An 18,748-nucleotide genomic window follows, 5' to 3' on the forward strand; every position below is an offset into this window, starting at 1 on the left:
CGCTACCGATGGCCCACGGCGAACCGACGTCACCGGGCTCTGCGGTCGCGGAGTTGTTGCGGCCCTTGCGGTGCACCCAGATCTGGGCACCATCGACGACTTCGACGCTTTCGTCGCCGCCGCCCGCCAGCTGGACCTCGAGGTCGCTCTGGACCTGGCGCTGCAGTGCGCGCCTGATCACCCGTGGGCCAGCCAGCACCGGGAATGGTTCACCGAGTTGCCCGACGGGACCATCGCCTATGCCGAGAACCCGCCGAAGAAGTATCAGGACATCTATCCGCTGAACTTCGACAACGATCCGGCCGGGTTGTACGCCGAAGTACTGCGGGTGGTGCGGTTTTGGATGGACCACGGCGTCAAGGTCTTTCGGGTCGACAATCCGCACACCAAGCCGCCGGACTTCTGGATCTGGCTGATCGGCGCCGTCAAGAACATCGACCCGGATGTGCTGTTCCTGTCCGAAGCATTCACCCCGCCGGCGCGTCAGTATGGACTGGCCAAACTGGGTTTCACCCAGTCCTACACGTACTTCACCTGGCGGACAACGAAACACGATCTGACCGAGTTCGGACAGCAGATCGCCGAACTCGCCGACTACCGTCGGCCGAATCTCTTCGTCAACACCCCCGACATCCTGCACGCCAGCCTGCAGGCGGGCGGCCCCGGCATGTTCGCCATCCGTGCGGCGCTGGCGGCCACCCTGAGCCCGACGTGGGGCGTCTACTCCGGCTTCGAATTGTTCGAAGACCGCGCGCTGCACGAGGGCAGCGAGGAGTACCTGGACTCGGAGAAGTACGAACTGCGCCCTCGCGACTTCGCCGCCGCGCTCGCCCAGGGCAGGTCACTCGAACCGTTCATCGCTCGGCTCAATGAGATCCGCCGGCTGCATCCGGCGTTGAGTCAACTGCGCACCGTGCACTTTCACCACGTCGACAACGATGCCCTGCTGGCCTACAGCAAGTTCGATCCGGCCAGCGGTGACACCGTGCTGGTGGTGGTCACCCTCAACCCGTTCGCCCCCGAGCACGCGACGCTACGCCTGGACATGTGGGCGCTGGGAATGGAGGACTACCAACGCTTCTGGGTACGCGACCAGATCACCGGTGAGGACTACCACTGGGGACAGGAGAACTGGGTGCGCCTCGACCCGGCGCGGGCGGTCGCCCACATCGTCACGATGCCGCCGGTCAACGCGCCGGCCCGCACCGAACTGTTGCGTCGCCGGTGAGCACGATGACCCGACACCTGGCGCCCGACCGCGCCGATCTGGCCCGGCTGCTGGCCGGCGAGCACCACGATCCGCACGCGATACTGGGCGCCCACGAATACAGCGATGTCACCGTGATTCGGGCGCTGCGGCCGCGCGCACACCGCATCGTGGTGCTCGCCGGTGCCGACCGGTTCCCGATGCGCCACCTCGGTTCCGGACTGTTCGCCGCAGCCGTGCCCCGGACCGGCCTGGCCGACTACCGCCTCGAGGTGCACTACCCCGACACCGCGCAATTCGCCGAGCCCACCGGAATCCGCACGGCCGCCGACGGTTACCGCTTCCCGCCGACACTGGGCGAGATCGACCTGCACCTGTTCGCCGAGGGCCGCCACGAACGGCTCTGGGAGGTGATGGGCGCCCACCAGCGCACGCTGGCCACGGCCGGCGGTGAGGTGTCCGGCGTGTCGTTCGCGGTATGGGCGCCCAACGCCACCGGCGTCGGCCTGATCGGTGACTTCAACGGCTGGGACGGCAACGACGCCCCGCTGCGGGCGCTGGGTTCCTCCGGGGTCTGGGAACTGTTCTGGCCGGACTTCCCCGCCGGCGGACTGTACAAGTTCCGCATCCACGGCGCCGACGGCACCGTCAGCGACCGGGCCGATCCGTTCGCCTTCGCCACCGAGGTACCGCCGAGAACCGCGTCGCGGGTGACGACAAGCGCCTACCGCTGGGATGACGCCGAGTGGATGGCGCAGCGCGCCCGGCGAAACCCGGTCGCGGAGCCGATGAGCACCTACGAGGTGCACCTGGGGTCGTGGCGGCCCGGCCTCGACTATCGCCAGCTCGCCTCCGAGCTGACGGAATACGTTGTGGAACATGGCTTCACCCATGTCGAGCTGCTGCCGGTCGCCGAGCACCCGTTCGGCGGTTCGTGGGGCTACCAGGTGACGTCGTACTACGCTCCGACGGCACGCTTCGGCACGCCCGACGATTTCCGGGCGTTGGTCGATGCGCTGCACCGGGCCGGTGTCGGCGTGATCGTGGACTGGGTTCCGGCACACTTCCCCAAGGACGAGTGGGCACTCGGCCGCTTCGATGGCACCCCGCTCTACGAGCACGCTGATCCGCGACGCGGTGAGCAGCTCGACTGGGGCACCTACGTCTTCGACTTCGGCCGCCCGGAGGTGCGCAACTTCCTGGTGGCCAATGCGCTGTACTGGCTGACCGAGTTCCACATCGACGGGCTGCGGGTGGATGCGGTGGCATCGATGCTCTACCTGGATTATTCGCGGCCCGACGGCGGCTGGACCCCCAACATCCACGGCGGCCGGGAGAACCTGGAGGCGGTGCAGTTCCTGCAGGAGCTGAACGCGACCACGCACCGGGTCGCGCCGGGCATCGTGACCATCGCCGAGGAATCCACTTCCTGGCCGGGCGTCACCCGCGACACCAGCCTTGGCGGCCTTGGCTTTTCGATGAAGTGGAACATGGGCTGGATGCACGACACGCTGGGCTATCTCGGTCATGATCCGGTGCACCGCAGCTACCACCACCACAACATGACGTTTTCCATGCTGTACGCCTACAGCGAGAATTACGTGCTGCCGATCAGCCACGACGAGGTGGTGCACGGCAAGGGCACGCTGTGGTCGCGGATGCCCGGTGACGACCACCGCAAGGCGGCGGGTCTGCGCACCCTGCTGGCCTACCAGTGGGCGCATCCCGGCAAGCCGCTGCTGTTCATGGGGCAGGAATTCGGCCAACGCAGTGAGTGGTGCAACGAGCGCGGTGTCGACTGGTTCCAGCTCGACCCGCAACTCGAGGCCGAAGGCTACTCCCCCGGCATCTTGCGCCTGGTCGGCGATATCAACGCCCACTACCGTGCGCTGCCGGCCTTGTGGAGCCAGGACACCGACCCGCGCGGCTATTCCTGGATCGACGCCAACGACTCGGCCAACAACGTGCTGAGCTTTCTGCGTTACGGCGCCGACGGTTCCATGCTGGCCTGCGTATTCAACTTCGCCGGCGTCGAACACGCCGACTACCACCTGGGTCTGCCGCGTGCCGGCCGCTGGCGCGAGGTGCTCAATACCGATGCGGTTGCCTACCGCGGTTCGGGGGCGGGCAACTTCGGCGGGGTCGAAGCCACCGATGATCCGTGGCACGGCCGGCCCGCCTCGACAGTCCTGGTGTTGCCGGCCCTGTCCGCGGTGTGGCTGGCACCGGCCTAGTACAGCGCGTTGGCCAGGTTGCGTCGGCCGGCGACCACTTCGGGGTCCGCCGGGTCGAACAGCTCGAACAGCTCGACCAGCCGGGTCCGCACCGTGCTGCGCTCGTCGCCGGAGGTCCGTCGCACCAATCCGATCAGCCGATCGAAGGCCGCGGTGACGTCCTGGTTGAGGATCTGCACGTCAGCCGCGGCGAAGGCGGCCTCGATGTCGTCCGGAGTGGCGTCGGCCTGCGCCGGCGCATCGGGAGCGCGACCGGTCGCCCGCTCCAGGAAGTTGAGCTGGCGTAACGCCGCCTTCGCTTCGACATGGTTGGGATCGGCATCCAACATGGCCTGGTAGGCGTCGCGGGCCGCACTGAAGTCACCGGCGTCGAGCAGATCACGGGCGTGTGCCAGCGCCGGGTCGACCTGGGTCGGCTGCTCGGAGTCGCCGCCTCCGGAGAGCTTGCCCGCGGTGGCCGACACCAGTGAATCCACCCAGCGGCGCAGCTGCTCGGGCGGCTGCACGCCCTGAAAGCTGGTGATCGGTTGGCCGGCGGCCAAGGCCACCACGGTGGGCACCGCCTCCACGCCGAACACCTGGGCCACCCGGGGCGCGACATCGACGTTGACGGTGGCCAGCGACCAGGTGCCGCCGTCACTGGTGGCCAACGCGGCCAGGGTGTCGGCCAGCTGGATGCATGCTTCGCTGCGTGGCGACCACAGCAGCACCACCACCGGCACCTGGTTGGACCGGACCAGCACCTCGTCTTCGAAATTGGTCTCGGTGATCTCGGTGGCGCCCGGCGGAGCCGAACTGTCACCGCCGGCGCCGCTGGGCTGCGCCGATTGCTTGAGACCGGACAAATCCACTGCTCCGGCCAACGCCGGGCCGATCGGGGGTCGAGGACGAGTCACGCCGTCAAGTCTGTCACGCCCTTGCGGCGCCGGTGCCGACGCCTGATTCCGGGCCGGGTAAACCGGCGATGCCGCCGGCTATGACGAAAATCACAGTGCGGATTCGACGCCCCAAATCTGTCCGCTCCAGCAACCTACGCAACCGTAGGGAGACGGTTATTTGGCCCGCAGGATCAGCGCGTCGCCCTGGCCACCGGCACCGCACAACGCGGCCACCGCGTAGCCCGAACCGCGCCGCTTGAGCTCGAGGGCGGCGTGCAGCGTGATGCGTGCGCCGGACATCCCGATCGGGTGTCCGACGGCGATCGCCCCGCCGTGCACGTTGACGAGGTCGGGGTTCACCCCGAGCTCGCGGGTCGAGGCCAGCGACACCGCCGCGAACGCCTCATTGATCTCCACCACGTCGAGTTGGTCGACCGAGATGCCCTCGCGGGCGATGGCCTTCTTGATGGCGTTGGCCGGCTGCGATTGCAGGGTCGAATCCGGCCCGGCCACCACGCCGTGCGCGCCGATCTCGCACAACCAGTCCAGTCCCAGCTCTTGCGCCTTGGCCTTGCTCATCACCACCACAGCGGCCGCACCATCGGAGATCTGCGACGACGAACCGGCGGTGATGGTGCCGTCCTTGCGGAACGCCGGCTTGAGCCCGGCCAGCGAATCGGCGGTGGTGTTGGCCCGGATGCCCTCGTCCTCGGTGAACTCCAGCGGATCCCCCTTGCGCTGCGGGATCTTCACCGGCACCACCTCGTCGGCGAAGACGCCGTCCTTCCATGCCGCAGCGGCCTTGCGGTGCGACTGGGCCGCGAGCTCGTCCTGCTCGGCGCGGGTGAACTGGTCGACCTCGTTGCGCTGCTCGGTGAGCGCACCCATCGGCTGGTCGGTGAACACGTCGTGCAGGCCGTCGTAGGCGAGGTGGTCGCGTACCGTCACGTCGCCGTACTTGTAGCCCGACCGGCTGTCCAGCAGCAGGTGCGGGGCCTTGCTCATGGACTCCTGGCCGCCGGCCACCACCACATCGAATTCGCCGGCGCGGATCAGCTGGTCAGCCATGGCGATGGCGTTGATTCCCGACAGACACATCTTGTTGATGGTCAGCGTCGGCACGTCCCAGCCGATGCCCGCGCCCACCGCCGCCTGCCGGGCCGGCATCTGGCCCGCACCCGCGGTCAGCACCTGGCCCATGATCACGTACTGCACCAGCGACGCCGGTACCTGCGCCTTCTCCAGCGCTCCCGCGATGGCGACGGCACCCAGGTCGCTACCCGAGAAATCCTTCAGCGAGCCCATCAGCTTGCCGATCGGGGTCCGTGCCCCAGCAACGATCACCGATGTCGTCATGACTACCTCCCGGGCGGGTCTGGGTGGCCGATCTAGGTGGATCGGCGCAGCGCGATGTTTCCGGTCAGGTTACCGTTGCGTTATGACGACCGAATCCATCGCCGACTCTTTCGAGGTGCGTAGCGCCCTGGCTTCTGCCCTCGTGACGGCGATCGACCACGTCGGCATTGCCGTGCCGGACCTGGAAGCGGCCAAGAAGTGGTATCACGACCAGCTCGGCATGATCGTGCTGCACGAAGAGGTCAACGAGGAGCAGGGCATCGTCGAGGCGATGCTGGCGGTGCGTGGCGCGCCGGTCGGCAGTGCCCAGATTCAGCTGATGGCCCCGATCGACGAGTCCTCGACGATCGCGAAGTTCCTGGACAAGCGCGGGCCGGGTCTGCAGCAGCTCGCCTATCGGACCAGTGACATCGACGCGCTCTCCGAGCGGCTGCGCGAGCAGGGTGTGCGGTTGCTTTACGACGCTCCCCGGCGCGGCACGTCGGACTCCCGGATCAACTTCATCCACCCCAAAGACGCCGGCGGGGTGCTGATCGAGTTGGTCGAGCCGGCCACGAACGCCAAGGCCGCCACCGGCGCGCACTGACCTCTCACGACCACTTCCGGGTGGGAGCCCGGGTGGCGCGATTCGCCCAGCACGGCGTGTGCCAATGCCGCCGGTCGTCACCCTCGCCTTCATGCGGCGGTCCCAGCTTCGCCTCTCCTCGGTCGAGGCTCGCTGAACTGCCGGATTCGGCACGCCACACCACCACGTGCGCGATACCGGGGCGGATCTCGTGATCGCATCCGGGACACCGATAGACCTTCACGGCGCGCGAGCCGGCGATCGCCGCCACGACGTACTCATACCCGTCGGGTCCGGTCTCGACCCGCTGCGCAAGCGGTAACGGGCGTTGCGGCCGATGCGACGGGCCGCGGCGACGAGCCATGCCGGTCAGGCCAGCCCGGCCAGCGCGACAGCCGCGTCGTAACCGCCGAACCCGTCCAGCTCGTCCCGGCGAAGACGGTTGACCCAGGTCGGGTCGGCCAGCAGTGCGCGTCCGACGGCCACCACATCGAACTCCCCGGCCTCGAACTGCTCGACCAGTCGGTCGACGGGGGCGGGCGCGATCACCTCACCGCGCTTCTCGCTGCGGAACTGTGTTTCCAGCCCGACCGATCCGACCGCGATGACCGGCACCCCGGTGACCTTCTTGGTCCACCCGGCCAGGCTCAGATCCGCGTCGAAGTCGGGGAACGCCGGCACATAGTGCCGGCGCGTCGACGGATGGAGCACGTCGACCCCCGCCTCGACCAACGGGTTCAGCAATTCCTGCAACTGGGTCGGATCGTCGGCGATCGAGGCGGTGTAGTCGGTGCCCTTCCACTGCGAAAAGCGGAAGATGACCGGATAGTCCGGCCCCACCGCGGCACGTACCGCAGCGACCACCTCGGCCGGGAAGCGGGTCCGCGCGGCCAGCGACCCGCCGTAGCCGTCGGTGCGTTGATTCGTTCGCTCCCAGAGGAATTCGTCCAGCAGGTAGCCGTGCGCGCCGTGGATCTCGACCGCGTCGAAGCCGATGTCTCGCGCCGTGGCGGCGCTGTGGGCATACAGTTCCGCGACCCCGGGGAGTTCCTCGGTTCGCAGCGCCCGGCCGCGCGGCTGACCACGTCCGTCGATTCCCGATGGGCCGACCGGCACTACCCCGTCGGCGTCGTCGCGCTGCACGCCCTGATGCCAGAGCTGGGCGGCGATCGTCGCACCCTCGGAATGCACGGCATCGACAACCCGGGTCCAGCCCGCGAGCACCTCATCGCCCGCGATTGTCGGCACGCTGAACGGGTAACCCGCGGCCGGGTCGGGCAGCCGGATACCTTCGGTGATGATCAGGCCCACACCTCCGGCGGCGCGCCGGCGGTAGTACTCGGCGACATCGCGGCCCGGGATGCCACCGGGTGATGCCTGCCGGGTCATCGGCGCCATCGCGAAGCGATTCGGCGTGGTCAGCGAGCGCACCGTCAGCGGCTGAAAGAGGTTATCGACTGCCATGGACCGCTCCAACGCGCTGGGTTCGCCGACTATTCCGCCCGGTAATCAGAACAAGCGGTATTCGTCGCTGTTCATCCCGCGCATTGCGTCGTAATCCAGTGTCAGGCAACGGATGCCGCGATCGGTCGCCAGCGTGCGGGCCTGCGGCTTGATCTGCTGGGCGGCGAACACACCGCTCACCGGCGCGAGCAGAGTGTCGCGGTTGAGCAGTTCCAGGTAGCGGGTGAGCTGCTCGACGCCGTCGATCTCGCCTCGGCGTTTGATCTCCACGGCAACCGAGCGCCCCTGCGCATCACGGCAGAGCAGGTCCACCGGGCCGATCGCAGTCATGTACTCCCTGCGCACCAGGGAGTAGCCCTCGCCGAGCAGTTCGACATGCTCGGCGAGCAGCGCCTGCAGTTGTGCCTCCACCCCGTCTTTGACCAGACCCGGGTCGACGCCGAGTTCGTGGCTGGAATCGTGTTCGATCTCTTCGAGGGTGATCCGCAACTGGTCACCGGACTTGTTCGCCACGACCCACACCGGGAACTCGCCGCCGGACTCCTCGGCGAGCCGGCACGGCGGGCTCATCCAGTTCAGCGGCTTATAGGCACGGTCGTCGGCATGCACACTGACAGATCCGTCGGCTTTGAGCAGCAGCAACCGGCGGGCCGACGGAAGGTGCGCGGTGAGCCGGCCGACGTAGTCGACGGTGCATCGGGCGATCACGAGTCGCATCCGAACCACCTTAAAGCGTGTCGAACAACTGTGGTCGGTGTGTTCGGCTCCGCCCTTCTCGGGCGTCGTCGGTTCAGGCAGCGGGTGCGGCGTGAACGTCGGTTCCCGCTTCAACCAGGCTGGTTTCACCGGCACACGAAGGGTGCCGGTCAGAGCCGTCCTGTCGGCGGGCGTTGGTGGCCCGGCCTCCTGCTTGGGGGTCCGGGGATCGAGGGGAGTGGTGATGGGTTTGGCCCCAGCGGGCCAGATTCACCGCCGCGTTGGCGTCACGATCCAAGCAATGACCAGCTGTGCAGATGAACTCTCGGTCAGCCAGGCTCAGGTCGGTGCGTCGGTCTCCGCATATCGAGCAGAGCTGACTTGAGGGGTACCAGCGATCGGCGACGGTGACCTGGCCACCGCGCCAGCTCTGTTTGTAGATGAGTTGGCGGGCGAACTCGGTCCAGCCGGCATCGGAGATGGATCGTGCCAGACGGTGGTTGGTCAGCATCCCTGCGGTGTTGAGGTCTTCGATGACGAGCCGGTCGTGAGTCTTGACCAGCTGGTTGGAGACCTGATGCAGGAAATGCTTGCGCCGGTTGGCGATGCGGTGGTGATGCCGGGCCAGCCGGACGGCGGCATCGGAGCGGTTGTGTGATCCTTTCTGTTTGCGGGACAGCGATTTCGCCAACCTGCGCTGGCGGGCCATGCCGGTAGCGAGTGCTTTGGGGGCATCGGTGATTCGGGCGACTTCGGTGCCGCCGGACGTGGCAGCGACGACGAACGCCGAAAGCCCCCGATCAACCCCAACCCAACCACCGCTGTCTGCGGCGTCTCGAGGCTGGTGGTGGTGGGCCGGGTGTATGTCAGCGGCTTCGACATTCAGCGATAGCCACCACCGGCCGGCGTGCTCAGTGACGGTGGCGAACAAAATCTCGGCGCGGTCCTTGGCAAGCAGGCGGCGTAGTCGGCGGGTGTCGTCGTGGACGGCGATCTGGCCGATGCCGGGCAGCGTGAGCGACCGCGGCCGGCCATCCTCGCCGACGCGGATCGCCGCCCGCCGGCTTTTGGGGTGCTTGTTGCGCAACCGAAACGACGGGATCGTACGGGTCTTCTTCTTGAAGCGAGGAAAGCCGACTCGCCTGCCTTTGCGCTTGCCGGCCCGGGCATCCGACCACGCTTTCAGCCCTTTTCCCAGATCGACAGCGGCTCCCTCGAACACCTGCTGACAGACCTCGGTCCGCCACGACAGCCCCGTCACATCCAATTCGGCCACACCGGCGGCATCGACGGTGAAAACCCGGCCGGCGGCCTCGGTCTTCTTCCACGCGTTGAACACGTTGATCAGATCAAACCCGGTCCACGGCACCTCGATGTTCGAGTTGGACTTCCGGTCGTTGAGTGCAGTTTTGACCATCCGTAGACACTGGTTGAATGCGAACCGGGCCGCCCCGGCATGTCGGGCCAGCACATCGATCTGCTCGACGGTCGGGTCGAGGCAGAACTTAAACGTCGTGTGCCGGGTCATCACCGCGAGCATCGCATAGGCCACCGACAACACGCTGACATGCAAGAATATGTCGAAACACCTGATCGCAGATCGGTAGTTATGTGACCTCAAACCGCCGCACCGGCTCCCCGACGAGTCCGATCTGTCCGGCACCGCCTGGGCGCGCATCGACCGATTCGTCGTGCCGGAACATCCACACGGTGGCCTGACGTGCCCGCCCCAGCGGTGGCGCCAATATCTCGACACGATCCTCTACCTTGCTGCGCACTGGCAGCGCCTCGCGGTATTCGCCCGCAAGCGGGAGGTACCCCCTGCCGCGCCAAGGCATCTCCGGTGGCCGGTCCGCGCGGATTCGAAGGCGCTAAGAAGATTGACGGCTTCAAACGCCACATCCTGGTCGACAGCGCGGGCATAATGGTCGCCGCCGCTGACGTGCAGGATCGTGCAGCCTTTCCCGAACTCCTGGGCGAAGTGACACGGGTCGCGCCGACCATTGCCCACCTCTGGCTGGACAACTACACCAGGACTACACCGGCACCACCGTCGCCGATTCAGCCACCAAGGCCAGCGTCAGCATCGACATCGTTTCCGGCCCAAAATCAGCCAGCCGGTACCAGTTACAGCCACGCCGCTGGATTGCCGAACCTACCAATAGCTGGATCAATCACTGCCATCGACTCGACCGCCACTACGAAATCACCCTCGCAGCACATCAGGGATTCGGCGATCCTCAGCCAGATTGCCATGCTGCTACGCCGACTCGACCGCAGCTAATTGTTCGACACGGCGCAGCCCCGAGCAATTATTCTTACGCCACGATGAAGCCGCCAAAGACGACCGCGCAACGCCTGGGCCGGATCCTGGAGCTGCTGACCCGCCAGAGCGGCCGGCTGCCGGAAACGCCCGAATACGGCTCCTGGTTGCTGGGCAGGGTCTCGGAGAGCCAGTATCTGCGCCGGATACGCATTCAGTTCATCATGACGGTGGTCATCGTGGTGACCAACCTGCTCGGGATCGCCGTGGCGGTGATGCTGGTGACGGTGGCCTTTCCGACGCCCAGTGTGTTCGCCGACGCCCCGACGTGGCTGACCTACGGCGTTGTTCCGGCCTATGTCGTGATCGCGATGGTCTTCGGCACCTACTGGATCACCCGGCGCACCATCAAGAGGTTGCGCTGGGCGATCAAGGAGCAGCAGCCCAGCCGGGCGGATGAGCGCAACGCCTTCCTGGCGCCGTGGCGGGTGTCGCAGGTCGTGCTGGCGCTCTGGTGCGTGGCGGCGGTGCTGTTCACGCTGCTTTATGGAATGAAAAACAGTATCTTCATTCCGATTGTGGCATTCACCGTGGGTATCTGCGGCATCCAGGTGGCCACCGCCTGCTACCTCTTCACCGAGTTCGCGCTGCGGCCGGTGGCCGCGCAGGCACTCGCCGCCGGGCGGCCGCCCCGGCGGTTCATCTCGGGAATCATGGGCCGCACCATGATGGTGTGGCTACTCAGCTCGGGTGTGCCGGTTCTGGGTATCGCGCTGACGGCGATATTCGCCCTGGTGCTGAAGAACCTCACCATGACCCAGTTCGGTATTGCGGTACTGATCATTTCGGTTGCCACCGTGGTCTTCGGATTCCTGCTGATGTGGATCCTGTCCTGGCTCACGGCTGCCCCGGTGCGGGTGGTACGCGCCGCACTCAAGCGCGTCGAACAGGGCAACCTTCGCGGCGATCTGGTGGTGTTCGACGGCACCGAACTCGGTGAGCTGCAGAGCGGTTTCAACGCGATGGTGCACGGGTTGCGGGAGCGCGAACGGGTACGCGACCTGTTCGGTCGCCACGTCGGGCGCGAGGTCGCCGCCGCGGCGGAACGCGAACGGATACAGCTGGGCGGCGAAGAGCGCCACGTCGCAGTGCTTTTCGTCGATATCGTCGGCTCGACGCAGATCGTGACCGCCAAGGCGGCGACCGAGGTCGTCACTTTGCTCAACCGGTTTTTCGCGGTGGTCGTCGACGAGGTCGATCGCCACCGCGGGCTGATCAACAAATTCGAGGGCGATGCGACCCTGGCGATCTTCGGCGCCCCGAATCACCTCGACCAGCCCGAGGACGAAGCGCTGGCCGCCGCTCGAGGGATCCTGTCTCGGCTAGCCGACGAAGTCCCGGAGATCCGGGCCGGTATCGGTGTGGCGGCCGGCCAGGTCGTCGCCGGAAATGTCGGCGCCAAAGAACGTTTCGAATACACCGTGATCGGCGAACCGGTCAACGAAGCCGCCCGGCTGTGCGAGTTGGCCAAAGCCCGGCAGCTACCGCTGTTGACCACGGCGCCGACGGTGCTCGCCGCCAGCATCAGCGAGCAGGCCCATTGGGTGCTGGGCGAGTCGGTGGTACTGCGCGGCTACGACCAGCCCACCGTGCTGGCCGGCCCGCTGTAGCCGGCGTTACCCGGCCTGCTTCTCCATCGCGGCGAGGGCGGCCTCGACCGTGTCGAACACCAGCGCGCCGTAGGCCGCCGGGTCGGGCGCCACCGCGCCGCCGGGATCGACGAGCAGCCCCTGCTTGCCGCGGCTTTGCAGATCGTCGGCCAGTCCGGCGAGCAGGGCGCGCGCTGGATCGCTGATCGCGTGCAGCCGCGACACGTCCAGGATCGCGATGTCGAAGTCACCACACTCACGGGTGGCGGTGCGGGCCACCTGTTCGGCACCCGCGAAAAGCAGATCGCCGTGGACCTCGTAGACCCGAGCGCCGGGGCGGGGGGTGTACGCCCCGCGAATGGCCGCGTGGGCTTCGCTGCTCACCGTCAGGAAGTGCAGGCCGAGCTGTTGGGAAAGGCTGCGGCACACCAGGACCCCGCGCACACTGTTGCCCTTGGCGTTGATCCGCGGCGAATAGACGCCGATACCGAGCTGGCCGGGCAGCACCGCCACGATGCCACCGGCGACGCCGCTTTTAGCCGGCATACCGACCGCGCTGACCCACTCACCGGCGGCGTCGTACATACCGCAGGTGACCATGACCGACAGCGTGCGCCGCACCACGGCCGCGTCGGTCACCTGCCGGCCGGTCAGCGGGTTGAACCCGCCGCGCGCAAGCGTCGCGGCCATCCGGGCCAGATCGGTACTGGTGACCTTCAGCGAGCATGATCGGATGTAGACGTCGAGTGCGTCGTCGGGATCAGCACCGAGCGCGCCGAAACTCTCGAGCAGGTAGGCGATCCCGCGGTTGCGGCTGCCGCTGGCCTTCTCGGATCGGTAGACGTCCTCGTCGAAGTCCAGGCCGCGGCCGGCGCAGGCGCTGTAGAACTCGCGGACGAGGTCGAACCGATCGTCGGCCGTCTTGCCCGGGATCAAGGAGCACGCCACGATCGCGCCGGCATTGATCATCGGATTCTTCGGGACGTTGGTGACCTGATCGACGCTGATCCTGTTGAACCCCTCACCGGAGGGTTCCACGCCGATCCGCGCGTCGACGTCTTCTTGACCCAGCTGATCGAGCGCCAGGGCATAGGTGAACGGTTTGGAGATCGACTGCATCGTGAATTCCACACCGGCATCGCCGGATTCGTAGACATGACCGTCTGAGGAGGACAGCGAGAGGCCAAAGCCCGTCGGATCGACCCGGGACAGCTCCGGAATGTAGCTCGCCAGTGCGCCGACGCTCACGTCGGCGTGTTCGGCCAGGATCCCGTCCAGGTACCGCTGCACCAGTGCTGTCACGCCCAGATGGTAGCCCCGCGACCCGTACCGCTCCGGCACTGTCGTGTCGCATTTCCGCTAGTGTCATCGGCCTGCGCGTGCCATGGTTACAACATGCACGACGACTTCGACCGCTGCTATCGTGCCGTGCAGTCCAGCGACGCCCGCTTCGACGGCTGGTTTTTCACGGCCGTGCTGAGCACCCGGATCTATTGCCGGCCCAGTTGCCCGGCGCGCCCGCCCCTGGCGCGCAACGTGCGGTTCTACCCCAGCGCCGCCGCCGCGCAGCGCGCCGGCTTCCGGGCCTGCAAACGTTGCCGACCGGACGCGGCACCGGGCTCTCCGGAATGGAACATCCGCGGCGACGTGGTGGGCCGGGCGATGCGCTTGATCGCCGACGGCACCGTCGACCGGGAGGGGGTGACCGGACTTGCCGGCCACCTGGGCTACTCCGCCCGCCAGTTGCAGCGCCTGCTGCAGGACGAGGTCGGCGCCGGCCCGTTGGCGCTAGCCCGCGCCCAGCGGGCGCAGACGGCCAGGATCTTGATCGAGACCACCGATCTGCCGTTGGGCGACGTCGCGTTCGCGGCCGGGTTCGCCAGCATCCGGCAGTTCAACGACACGATCCGTGCCGTGTGTGCCACCACCCCGACGGCGTTGCGGCAGCAGGCGGTCACCCGGTCGACGATCCAGTCCGACCGGAATGCTCCCGGCCCAGGGGCGCTGTCGCTGCGCCTGCCGGTGCGCACTCCGTTCGCGTTCGAGGGTGTCTTCGGGCATCTGGCGGCGTGCGCGGTTCCCGGCTGCGAGGAGGTACGCGAGGGTGCCTACCGACGCACCCTGCGCCTGCCGCACGGCAACGGCATAGTCAGCTTGTCTCCGGCCGCCGATCACGTCCGATGCAAGCTGGTGCTCGAGGACTTCCGGGACCTCACGGCCGCCATCACCCGCTGCCGGCGGTTGCTGGACCTCGACGCCGATCCCGAGGCCGTCGTCGAAACACTCACCGAGGACCCCGAATTGGCACCGGTCGTGACCAAGGCGCCGGGTCAGCGCATTCCGCGGACGGTCGATGAAGCCGAACTGGCGGTGCGGGTGGTCCTCAGCCAGCAGGTGTCGGTCAAGGCGGCCCGCACCCACGCGCGCCGACTGTTGCTTGCGCACGGTGAGCAGATCGCAGATCCGGCCGGCGGGCTGACGCACGTGTTTCCCTCGGTGCAGCGCCTCGCCGGCATCGATCCCGATCAGCTCGCCCTGCCCCGGGCACGCCGGCGCACCTTGCTCGCCCTGGTCGCGGGGTTGGCCGAGGGCACCGTCGTGCTGGGCGCGGGCTGCGATTGGGACCGGGCCCGGCACGCGCTGTTGCAGATTCCCGGTGTCGGCGCTTGGACGGCGGAGGTGATCGCCATGCGTGGCCTGGGCGACCCCGATGCCTTTCCGGTAACCGATCTGGGGGTGCAGGTGGCCGCCCGGCAGTTGGGCCTGCCGGAGCAGCCGCGGGCGCTGAATCAACGCGCCGCCCGCTGGCGTCCCTGGCGGTCCTACGCCACCCAGCATTTGTGGACCGCACTCGACCACGCCGTCAACGACTGGCCCCCGACGTCCCAGGAGATCGCATGACCTGCCAACGCACCATCGACAGCCCGATCGGCCCGCTCACCCTGGCCGGCGAGGACGGCAAGCTCAGCCATCTGCTGATGCTCGACCACTCCCACGCCCCCGACCGCACCGGTTGGCGACGCGACGAGACCGCATTCCCCGAGGTGGTCGAGCAACTCGCGGCGTATTTCGCCGGCGATCTCACCGAATTCGACCTGGCCTACCAGATGGCCGGTACGGAGTTTCAGCGTCGGGTGTGGACCGCGTTGCTGACGATCCCGTACGGCCAGACCCGCTCGTATGGCCAGTTGGCCATGCAGATCGGGGCGCCGACCGCATCTCGCGCCGTCGGGTTGGCCAACGGGCGCAACCCGATCTCGATCATCGTTCCGTGCCACCGGGTCATCGGCAGCAACGGCAGTCTGACCGGCTATGGCGGCGGAGTCGACCGGAAGCGGGCGCTGCTGGATCTGGAGCGCCAGCACAGCCACGCCACGCTGTTCGACTGAGCCCTCCTGCTGAATTGGCCATCGCCGCCGATGCCGATAACCTTCCGTGGTGACCACACCGGGGCTTCGGGTTGTGCCGGAGGGGTTGCGCACGCTGGCACAGCGCTGTGATGCCCTCGCTGGTCGGTCAGGGCGTCGTTGCCGACGATGACCGCACCCGCCTGGCAGTCCAGCGGGGCGGCGGCGACGGCGGTCAGTGCGGGTGCGAACCGGGTCGGCGCGGTCCTCGCCAGCCGGATGCAGGCGTCAGCGACCAAGCTCACCGAGGCGGCCCGCGACTACGAGGCGATGGACGACGATGGCGCAGCGGCATTGGCCGCAGTGGACTCGGGTGCCCTCAGCGGCTACCCGCGCGGGGACGGCGGCGCCGGCGGACGCGGGCTACCGAGGTAGCCATCGGTGACGCTGAGCAACGGTTAGCCGTCGCTGTCCGAAGTGAGAGCGGCGAGCTGGGAGTACCTCAAGATCTCCGGCGAGGACTGGTCCCGGCTTGCTGACACGTGGGAGAGCGCCTTCGCCGAGGTCCGCAACGCGTCGGTGCGCCCCGGCGGGACGGTGTGGGAGGGCAGCGCTGCCCATGGCATGCAGGAGCGAACTGCTGCCGATGCCGTCAAGGTGCGGACGCCGGCTGATCAGCTCCGAGTCGCTGCCGAGATCGCCCGACGATGCTGCGGCCGGCAGGAGACGAACAAGCAGTCGGTGCTCAATGCGGTAAATGCCGCTGTCCGTGGCGGTTTCAACGTCGATGACGACTACACCCTCACCGACACGCTGCCCTACTACGGTTCCACCGCGGAACGCGATGCGCGAGAGCAAGCCGCCGACGGCCACGCCAGCGCGATCCGCACCCTGCTCTTCGCTTCGAAAGCCGATCACGGCGCCAATCCACTGGGCAGACAGCGGGTTGGTCGCTGATGGCGAGCAATGGAGCAAAAAGCCGCTGGGGGCGAGTAGCCCGTTATTCCTTCGGGGGCTTCCTGCTCTTGTTAGCGGCAGTGGATGCACGGGTCGGATTCCCGTGGTACGGGACTCTTGGCATCGTGTGCGCGGCACTCCTCATCGTCGTCGGCCAGCGTCGGATCATTCGGCCGGGCGTCGGCCGCACAGCCGGTGAGATCGTCTGCCGCTACACCCCGTGGTTCGAGGGAAACGCCTACATGGCAATAGCGATTGTCCCGCTAATGGGCGTAGCTATGGCGGCAGCGGGCCGAAACTCCGATTATCCCGCGTGGTTTCGTTTCGGCGGGATCCTCCTGGTAGGCGTGATGCCCTTAGCGCTGTTCGGCGTCCCACGGATGTGGCGCCGATGCCCGCTCTGCATCTCCCCCACTGCAATAAAGCTGCGAGCAGCCACACCCGGCTCTATGTTGACGGAAATCCGCCGCGATGACATAGAGTCGATTACTCCCAAGATGGTCCGGAATCCGGTCAACGGCCAGTCGCTGCAGACCGAGCTCGCCTGCCGCGCCGCAGATTCGAACAACAGCGACCTCCAGACGGTCCTGCTCGGCCTGCACCTGACCGGCCAGCCGATCAACCTCGCCAACGCACTCGTCGCTTGGAAGGACGCGACCGACGAAGACCCGAATGAGCTGCTGGATCAGATCGAAGGAATTCTCCGGGGAATGCCCGCTTAGCCCAGCAGGTCTATCGGGTCAGGCATGTCGTACGGGGTGGTGTCGGTGAACGCCGTCAAGAAATTGAACAGACCCGTCATCGCTTCCTCGAGCGACGGATGCGGCGAGTCGAGGTAGCCGGCGAGGTATCCCTCATTGACGATCCCGGCCAGCGACGGGTGCTCCTGCAACGAGTAAATCGTGTAGGTGTCGGGGTCGAACAAGCTCGCGATTGAGTTGTTGACCCCGTCGACGACGCCCTTGCCCAACGCGGTGAGTAGCTCGCCGAAATCGATGTCGGTCGGGAATAGTCCGGATCCCGCCGCCACATCGACGTCTCCCGGCGGCCAACCATGATCGATGCTGCCGTAGCCAAGATTCACCAGGATCCGGGTGACGGGCTCCAGAAGCTCATAAAGCGGCATTCCGAAAATCGGGACCAACTGCAGCGGCGCCAATAGCGGCAAGATCTCGGAGGGCAGCATGTGGAAGGTGGTCAGCGCGTCGGGATCCGAGGTCGGCAGCTCGATCGCGTTCGCGATCTGCTCGGGCGTCGCACTCAGGTACACCGAGTGTCCATAGATGAAGCCCAGCGCGGAGTTGAGGTCCGCCAGTGGGTTGAAGTAGGTCGGCTTGAACGCGACCGGGTCGTACTCGTAGTTGTAGACGTCGGTGTGATACAGGTCAGTGGGGATGGAGCTGGTGGCCGGGGAGCCGATCATCACGAACCGGACGAGGTCATTCGACACGTCATGCTCGTCAAGCCATTGCATCAGCCCCACGGATATCGAGGCGCTCTGCGAGTAGCCGAACACCACGATCGGGTGCTCGGCGTCCACCTCTCCACTGTTCAGTCGCTCAGCCACCGCATTCTCAAGCAGCTGCAGTCCAACGGCACGTGAGGTGTCGCTGACGTTCTCCGGTGTGAACAGCGATACCAGCTCGCCACCGAAACCGTGCGGGCTCAAGAACAGATCATTGACGGCATCGAGGTAAGTCTGGGGCGGCTGCGGGATCCCGGTTCCACCCATCAGGAACGCGACCCCATCCCCCAGCGCCGTGCCGTTTCCCGTGAGCGAGAACGCCGGAGCCTGCGCCCTGGCCACCGGCGATGCCACCGGTACTCCGGCGATCAGGCTGGCGGTCGCGATGCCGGCAACGATGGGTAGGCAGTGGTAGGCGCGCACCCGATAACCTCCTGTTAACCCCCTTAAGTGAGGCTTAACGGTATAGCGCCGCGACGGGTGGGGCAACCGGAATGAGCTATCTGGACACATTCTCGGCGAACCTGCCAGCCGGCACCCGACCAGGCATGCGAGCCGGGCCTGGCGCAGAGAGGACACGAGAAATGCTCCGGGGAATTGGAAACGCCCCCCGATTTCTCGGGGGGCGTTTCACTATGTTGTGTTCGGCGGTGTCCTACTTTTGCTG

Annotated in this window: 18 protein-coding genes and 1 pseudogene; 10 read left to right on the top strand and 9 right to left on the bottom strand. The window is 67.0% G+C overall.

The genetic code is table 11. The annotated features are described in order from the left end of the window. Together A5648_RS10520 and glgB are read left to right on the top strand one after the other, a co-directional pair. Nucleotides 1-1,228, top strand: a pseudogene (locus A5648_RS10520) (alpha-1,4-glucan--maltose-1-phosphate maltosyltransferase); the annotation flags it as partial. A 5-nt stretch (nucleotides 1,229-1,233) separates the two neighbouring features. Then, a complete protein-coding gene (glgB, locus tag A5648_RS10525; protein ID WP_065024504.1) occupies nucleotides 1,234-3,441 on the top strand; it encodes a 1,4-alpha-glucan branching protein GlgB in 2,208 nt (735 codons plus the stop codon). On the opposite strand, the gene A5648_RS10530 is transcribed toward glgB, so the two are convergent. Both A5648_RS10530 and A5648_RS10535 read right to left on the bottom strand, forming a co-directional pair. Then, a complete protein-coding gene (locus tag A5648_RS10530) occupies nucleotides 3,438-4,337 on the bottom strand; it encodes a thioredoxin family protein (protein ID WP_065024491.1) in 900 nt (299 codons plus the stop codon). The two genes, glgB and A5648_RS10530, sit on opposite strands and share 4 nt — an antisense overlap. Nucleotides 4,338-4,493: 156 nt before the next feature. Further along, nucleotides 4,494-5,675, bottom strand: a complete 1,182-nt coding sequence (locus A5648_RS10535; RefSeq protein WP_065024492.1) for an acetyl-CoA C-acetyltransferase — start codon at nucleotides 5,673-5,675, stop codon at nucleotides 4,494-4,496. A gap of 82 nt (nucleotides 5,676-5,757) precedes the next feature. On the opposite strand from A5648_RS10535, the gene mce reads away from it, so the two are divergent. Beyond that, entirely contained in the window at nucleotides 5,758-6,261 is a 504-nt protein-coding gene (gene mce, locus A5648_RS10540; RefSeq protein ID WP_065024493.1) for a methylmalonyl-CoA epimerase, read from the top strand. Between the two features lie 4 nt (nucleotides 6,262-6,265). Here the strand turns inward: mce and A5648_RS10545 are convergent, their stop codons facing one another. From A5648_RS10545 to A5648_RS24015, 5 genes are all read right to left on the bottom strand, one after another. Next, entirely contained in the window at nucleotides 6,266-6,604 is a 339-nt protein-coding gene (locus A5648_RS10545; protein WP_065024494.1) for a hypothetical protein, read from the bottom strand. Nucleotides 6,605-6,609: 5 nt separating this feature from the next. Then, nucleotides 6,610-7,704, bottom strand: a complete 1,095-nt coding sequence (locus A5648_RS10550; RefSeq protein WP_065024495.1) for an NADH:flavin oxidoreductase — start codon at nucleotides 7,702-7,704, stop codon at nucleotides 6,610-6,612. A gap of 45 nt (nucleotides 7,705-7,749) precedes the next feature. Next, on the bottom strand, nucleotides 7,750-8,421 hold the full coding sequence (gene nucS, locus A5648_RS10555; RefSeq protein ID WP_065024496.1) for an endonuclease NucS: 672 nt from the start codon (nucleotides 8,419-8,421) through the stop codon (nucleotides 7,750-7,752). A gap of 73 nt (nucleotides 8,422-8,494) precedes the next feature. Further along, nucleotides 8,495-9,952, bottom strand: coding sequence for an RNA-guided endonuclease InsQ/TnpB family protein (locus tag A5648_RS10560; protein WP_207511655.1), 1,458 nt, complete (start codon nucleotides 9,950-9,952; stop codon nucleotides 8,495-8,497). A gap of 55 nt (nucleotides 9,953-10,007) precedes the next feature. Next, nucleotides 10,008-10,178, bottom strand: a complete 171-nt coding sequence (locus tag A5648_RS24015; RefSeq protein WP_165607328.1) for a hypothetical protein — start codon at nucleotides 10,176-10,178, stop codon at nucleotides 10,008-10,010. A gap of 65 nt (nucleotides 10,179-10,243) precedes the next feature. Between A5648_RS24015 and A5648_RS25080 the strand changes: the two genes are divergently transcribed. Continuing rightward, the gene (locus A5648_RS25080) at nucleotides 10,244-10,684 is read left to right on the top strand and encodes a hypothetical protein (RefSeq protein ID WP_131810548.1); all 441 of its coding nucleotides are present in this window, start codon (nucleotides 10,244-10,246) and stop codon (nucleotides 10,682-10,684) included. Between the two features lie 44 nt (nucleotides 10,685-10,728). After that, a complete protein-coding gene (locus tag A5648_RS10565) occupies nucleotides 10,729-12,333 on the top strand; it encodes an adenylate/guanylate cyclase domain-containing protein (RefSeq protein WP_065024498.1) in 1,605 nt (534 codons plus the stop codon). Nucleotides 12,334-12,339: 6 nt separating this feature from the next. Here the strand turns inward: A5648_RS10565 and glsA are convergent, their stop codons facing one another. Then, the gene (gene glsA / locus A5648_RS10570) at nucleotides 12,340-13,614 is read right to left on the bottom strand and encodes a glutaminase A (RefSeq protein WP_065024505.1); all 1,275 of its coding nucleotides are present in this window, start codon (nucleotides 13,612-13,614) and stop codon (nucleotides 12,340-12,342) included. Between the two features lie 93 nt (nucleotides 13,615-13,707). Here glsA and A5648_RS10575 point away from each other — a divergent pair, with 93 nt between their 5' ends. The 5 genes from A5648_RS10575 (at nucleotide 13,708) to A5648_RS10595 (ending at nucleotide 17,338) form a co-directional block, all read left to right on the top strand. Then, nucleotides 13,708-15,213, top strand: coding sequence for a DNA-3-methyladenine glycosylase 2 family protein (locus tag A5648_RS10575; RefSeq protein WP_065024499.1), 1,506 nt, complete (start codon nucleotides 13,708-13,710; stop codon nucleotides 15,211-15,213). After that, nucleotides 15,210-15,701, top strand: a complete 492-nt coding sequence (locus tag A5648_RS10580) for a methylated-DNA--[protein]-cysteine S-methyltransferase (protein ID WP_065024500.1) — start codon at nucleotides 15,210-15,212, stop codon at nucleotides 15,699-15,701. The genes A5648_RS10575 and A5648_RS10580 overlap by 4 nt, the downstream gene beginning before the upstream one ends. A 147-nt stretch (nucleotides 15,702-15,848) precedes the next feature. Continuing rightward, nucleotides 15,849-16,094 carry a hypothetical protein gene (locus A5648_RS10585; RefSeq protein ID WP_065024501.1) on the top strand — a complete coding sequence of 82 codons (246 nt, stop codon included), beginning with the start codon at nucleotides 15,849-15,851 and terminating at the stop codon, nucleotides 16,092-16,094. Nucleotides 16,095-16,136: 42 nt separating this feature from the next. After that, on the top strand, nucleotides 16,137-16,616 hold the full coding sequence (locus tag A5648_RS10590; RefSeq protein ID WP_065024502.1) for a hypothetical protein: 480 nt from the start codon (nucleotides 16,137-16,139) through the stop codon (nucleotides 16,614-16,616). Continuing rightward, nucleotides 16,616-17,338: a hypothetical protein gene (locus tag A5648_RS10595; protein ID WP_065024503.1), complete on the top strand. Its 723-nt coding sequence runs from the start codon at nucleotides 16,616-16,618 to the stop codon at nucleotides 17,336-17,338. Before A5648_RS10590 ends, A5648_RS10595 begins: the two co-directional genes overlap by 1 nt. On the opposite strand, the gene A5648_RS10600 is transcribed toward A5648_RS10595, so the two are convergent. Continuing rightward, complete coding sequence (locus A5648_RS10600) at nucleotides 17,335-18,504, bottom strand: PE-PPE domain-containing protein (RefSeq protein ID WP_234787392.1); 1,170 nt, start codon at nucleotides 18,502-18,504, stop codon at nucleotides 17,335-17,337. The genes A5648_RS10595 and A5648_RS10600 overlap by 4 nt on opposite strands. Nucleotides 18,505-18,748: the final 244 nt, after the last annotated feature.

The organism is Mycolicibacter sinensis, assembly GCF_001673565.1.
In the GTDB taxonomy this organism is placed as follows: domain Bacteria; phylum Actinomycetota; class Actinomycetes; order Mycobacteriales; family Mycobacteriaceae; genus Mycobacterium; species Mycobacterium sinense_C.

Excerpts from the sequence above, each read along its gene's own strand:
- mce (WP_065024493.1), top strand. The coding sequence starts at position 5,758 with ATGACGACCGAATCCATCGCCGACTCTTTCGAGGTGCGTAGCGCCCTG.
- A5648_RS10585 (WP_065024501.1), top strand. The coding sequence starts at position 15,849 with ATGACCGCACCCGCCTGGCAGTCCAGCGGGGCGGCGGCGACGGCGGTC.
- A5648_RS10565 (WP_065024498.1), top strand. The coding sequence starts at position 10,729 with ATGAAGCCGCCAAAGACGACCGCGCAACGCCTGGGCCGGATCCTGGAG.
- A5648_RS10580 (WP_065024500.1), top strand. The coding sequence starts at position 15,210 with ATGACCTGCCAACGCACCATCGACAGCCCGATCGGCCCGCTCACCCTG.
- A5648_RS10595 (WP_065024503.1), top strand. The coding sequence starts at position 16,616 with ATGGCGAGCAATGGAGCAAAAAGCCGCTGGGGGCGAGTAGCCCGTTAT.
- A5648_RS10545 (WP_065024494.1), bottom strand. The coding sequence starts at position 6,604 with ATGGCTCGTCGCCGCGGCCCGTCGCATCGGCCGCAACGCCCGTTACCG.
- nucS (WP_065024496.1), bottom strand. The coding sequence starts at position 8,421 with ATGCGACTCGTGATCGCCCGATGCACCGTCGACTACGTCGGCCGGCTC.
- glgB (WP_065024504.1), top strand. The coding sequence starts at position 1,234 with ATGACCCGACACCTGGCGCCCGACCGCGCCGATCTGGCCCGGCTGCTG.
- A5648_RS10575 (WP_065024499.1), top strand. The coding sequence starts at position 13,708 with ATGCACGACGACTTCGACCGCTGCTATCGTGCCGTGCAGTCCAGCGAC.
- A5648_RS10535 (WP_065024492.1), bottom strand. The coding sequence starts at position 5,675 with ATGACGACATCGGTGATCGTTGCTGGGGCACGGACCCCGATCGGCAAG.
- A5648_RS10550 (WP_065024495.1), bottom strand. The coding sequence starts at position 7,704 with ATGGCAGTCGATAACCTCTTTCAGCCGCTGACGGTGCGCTCGCTGACC.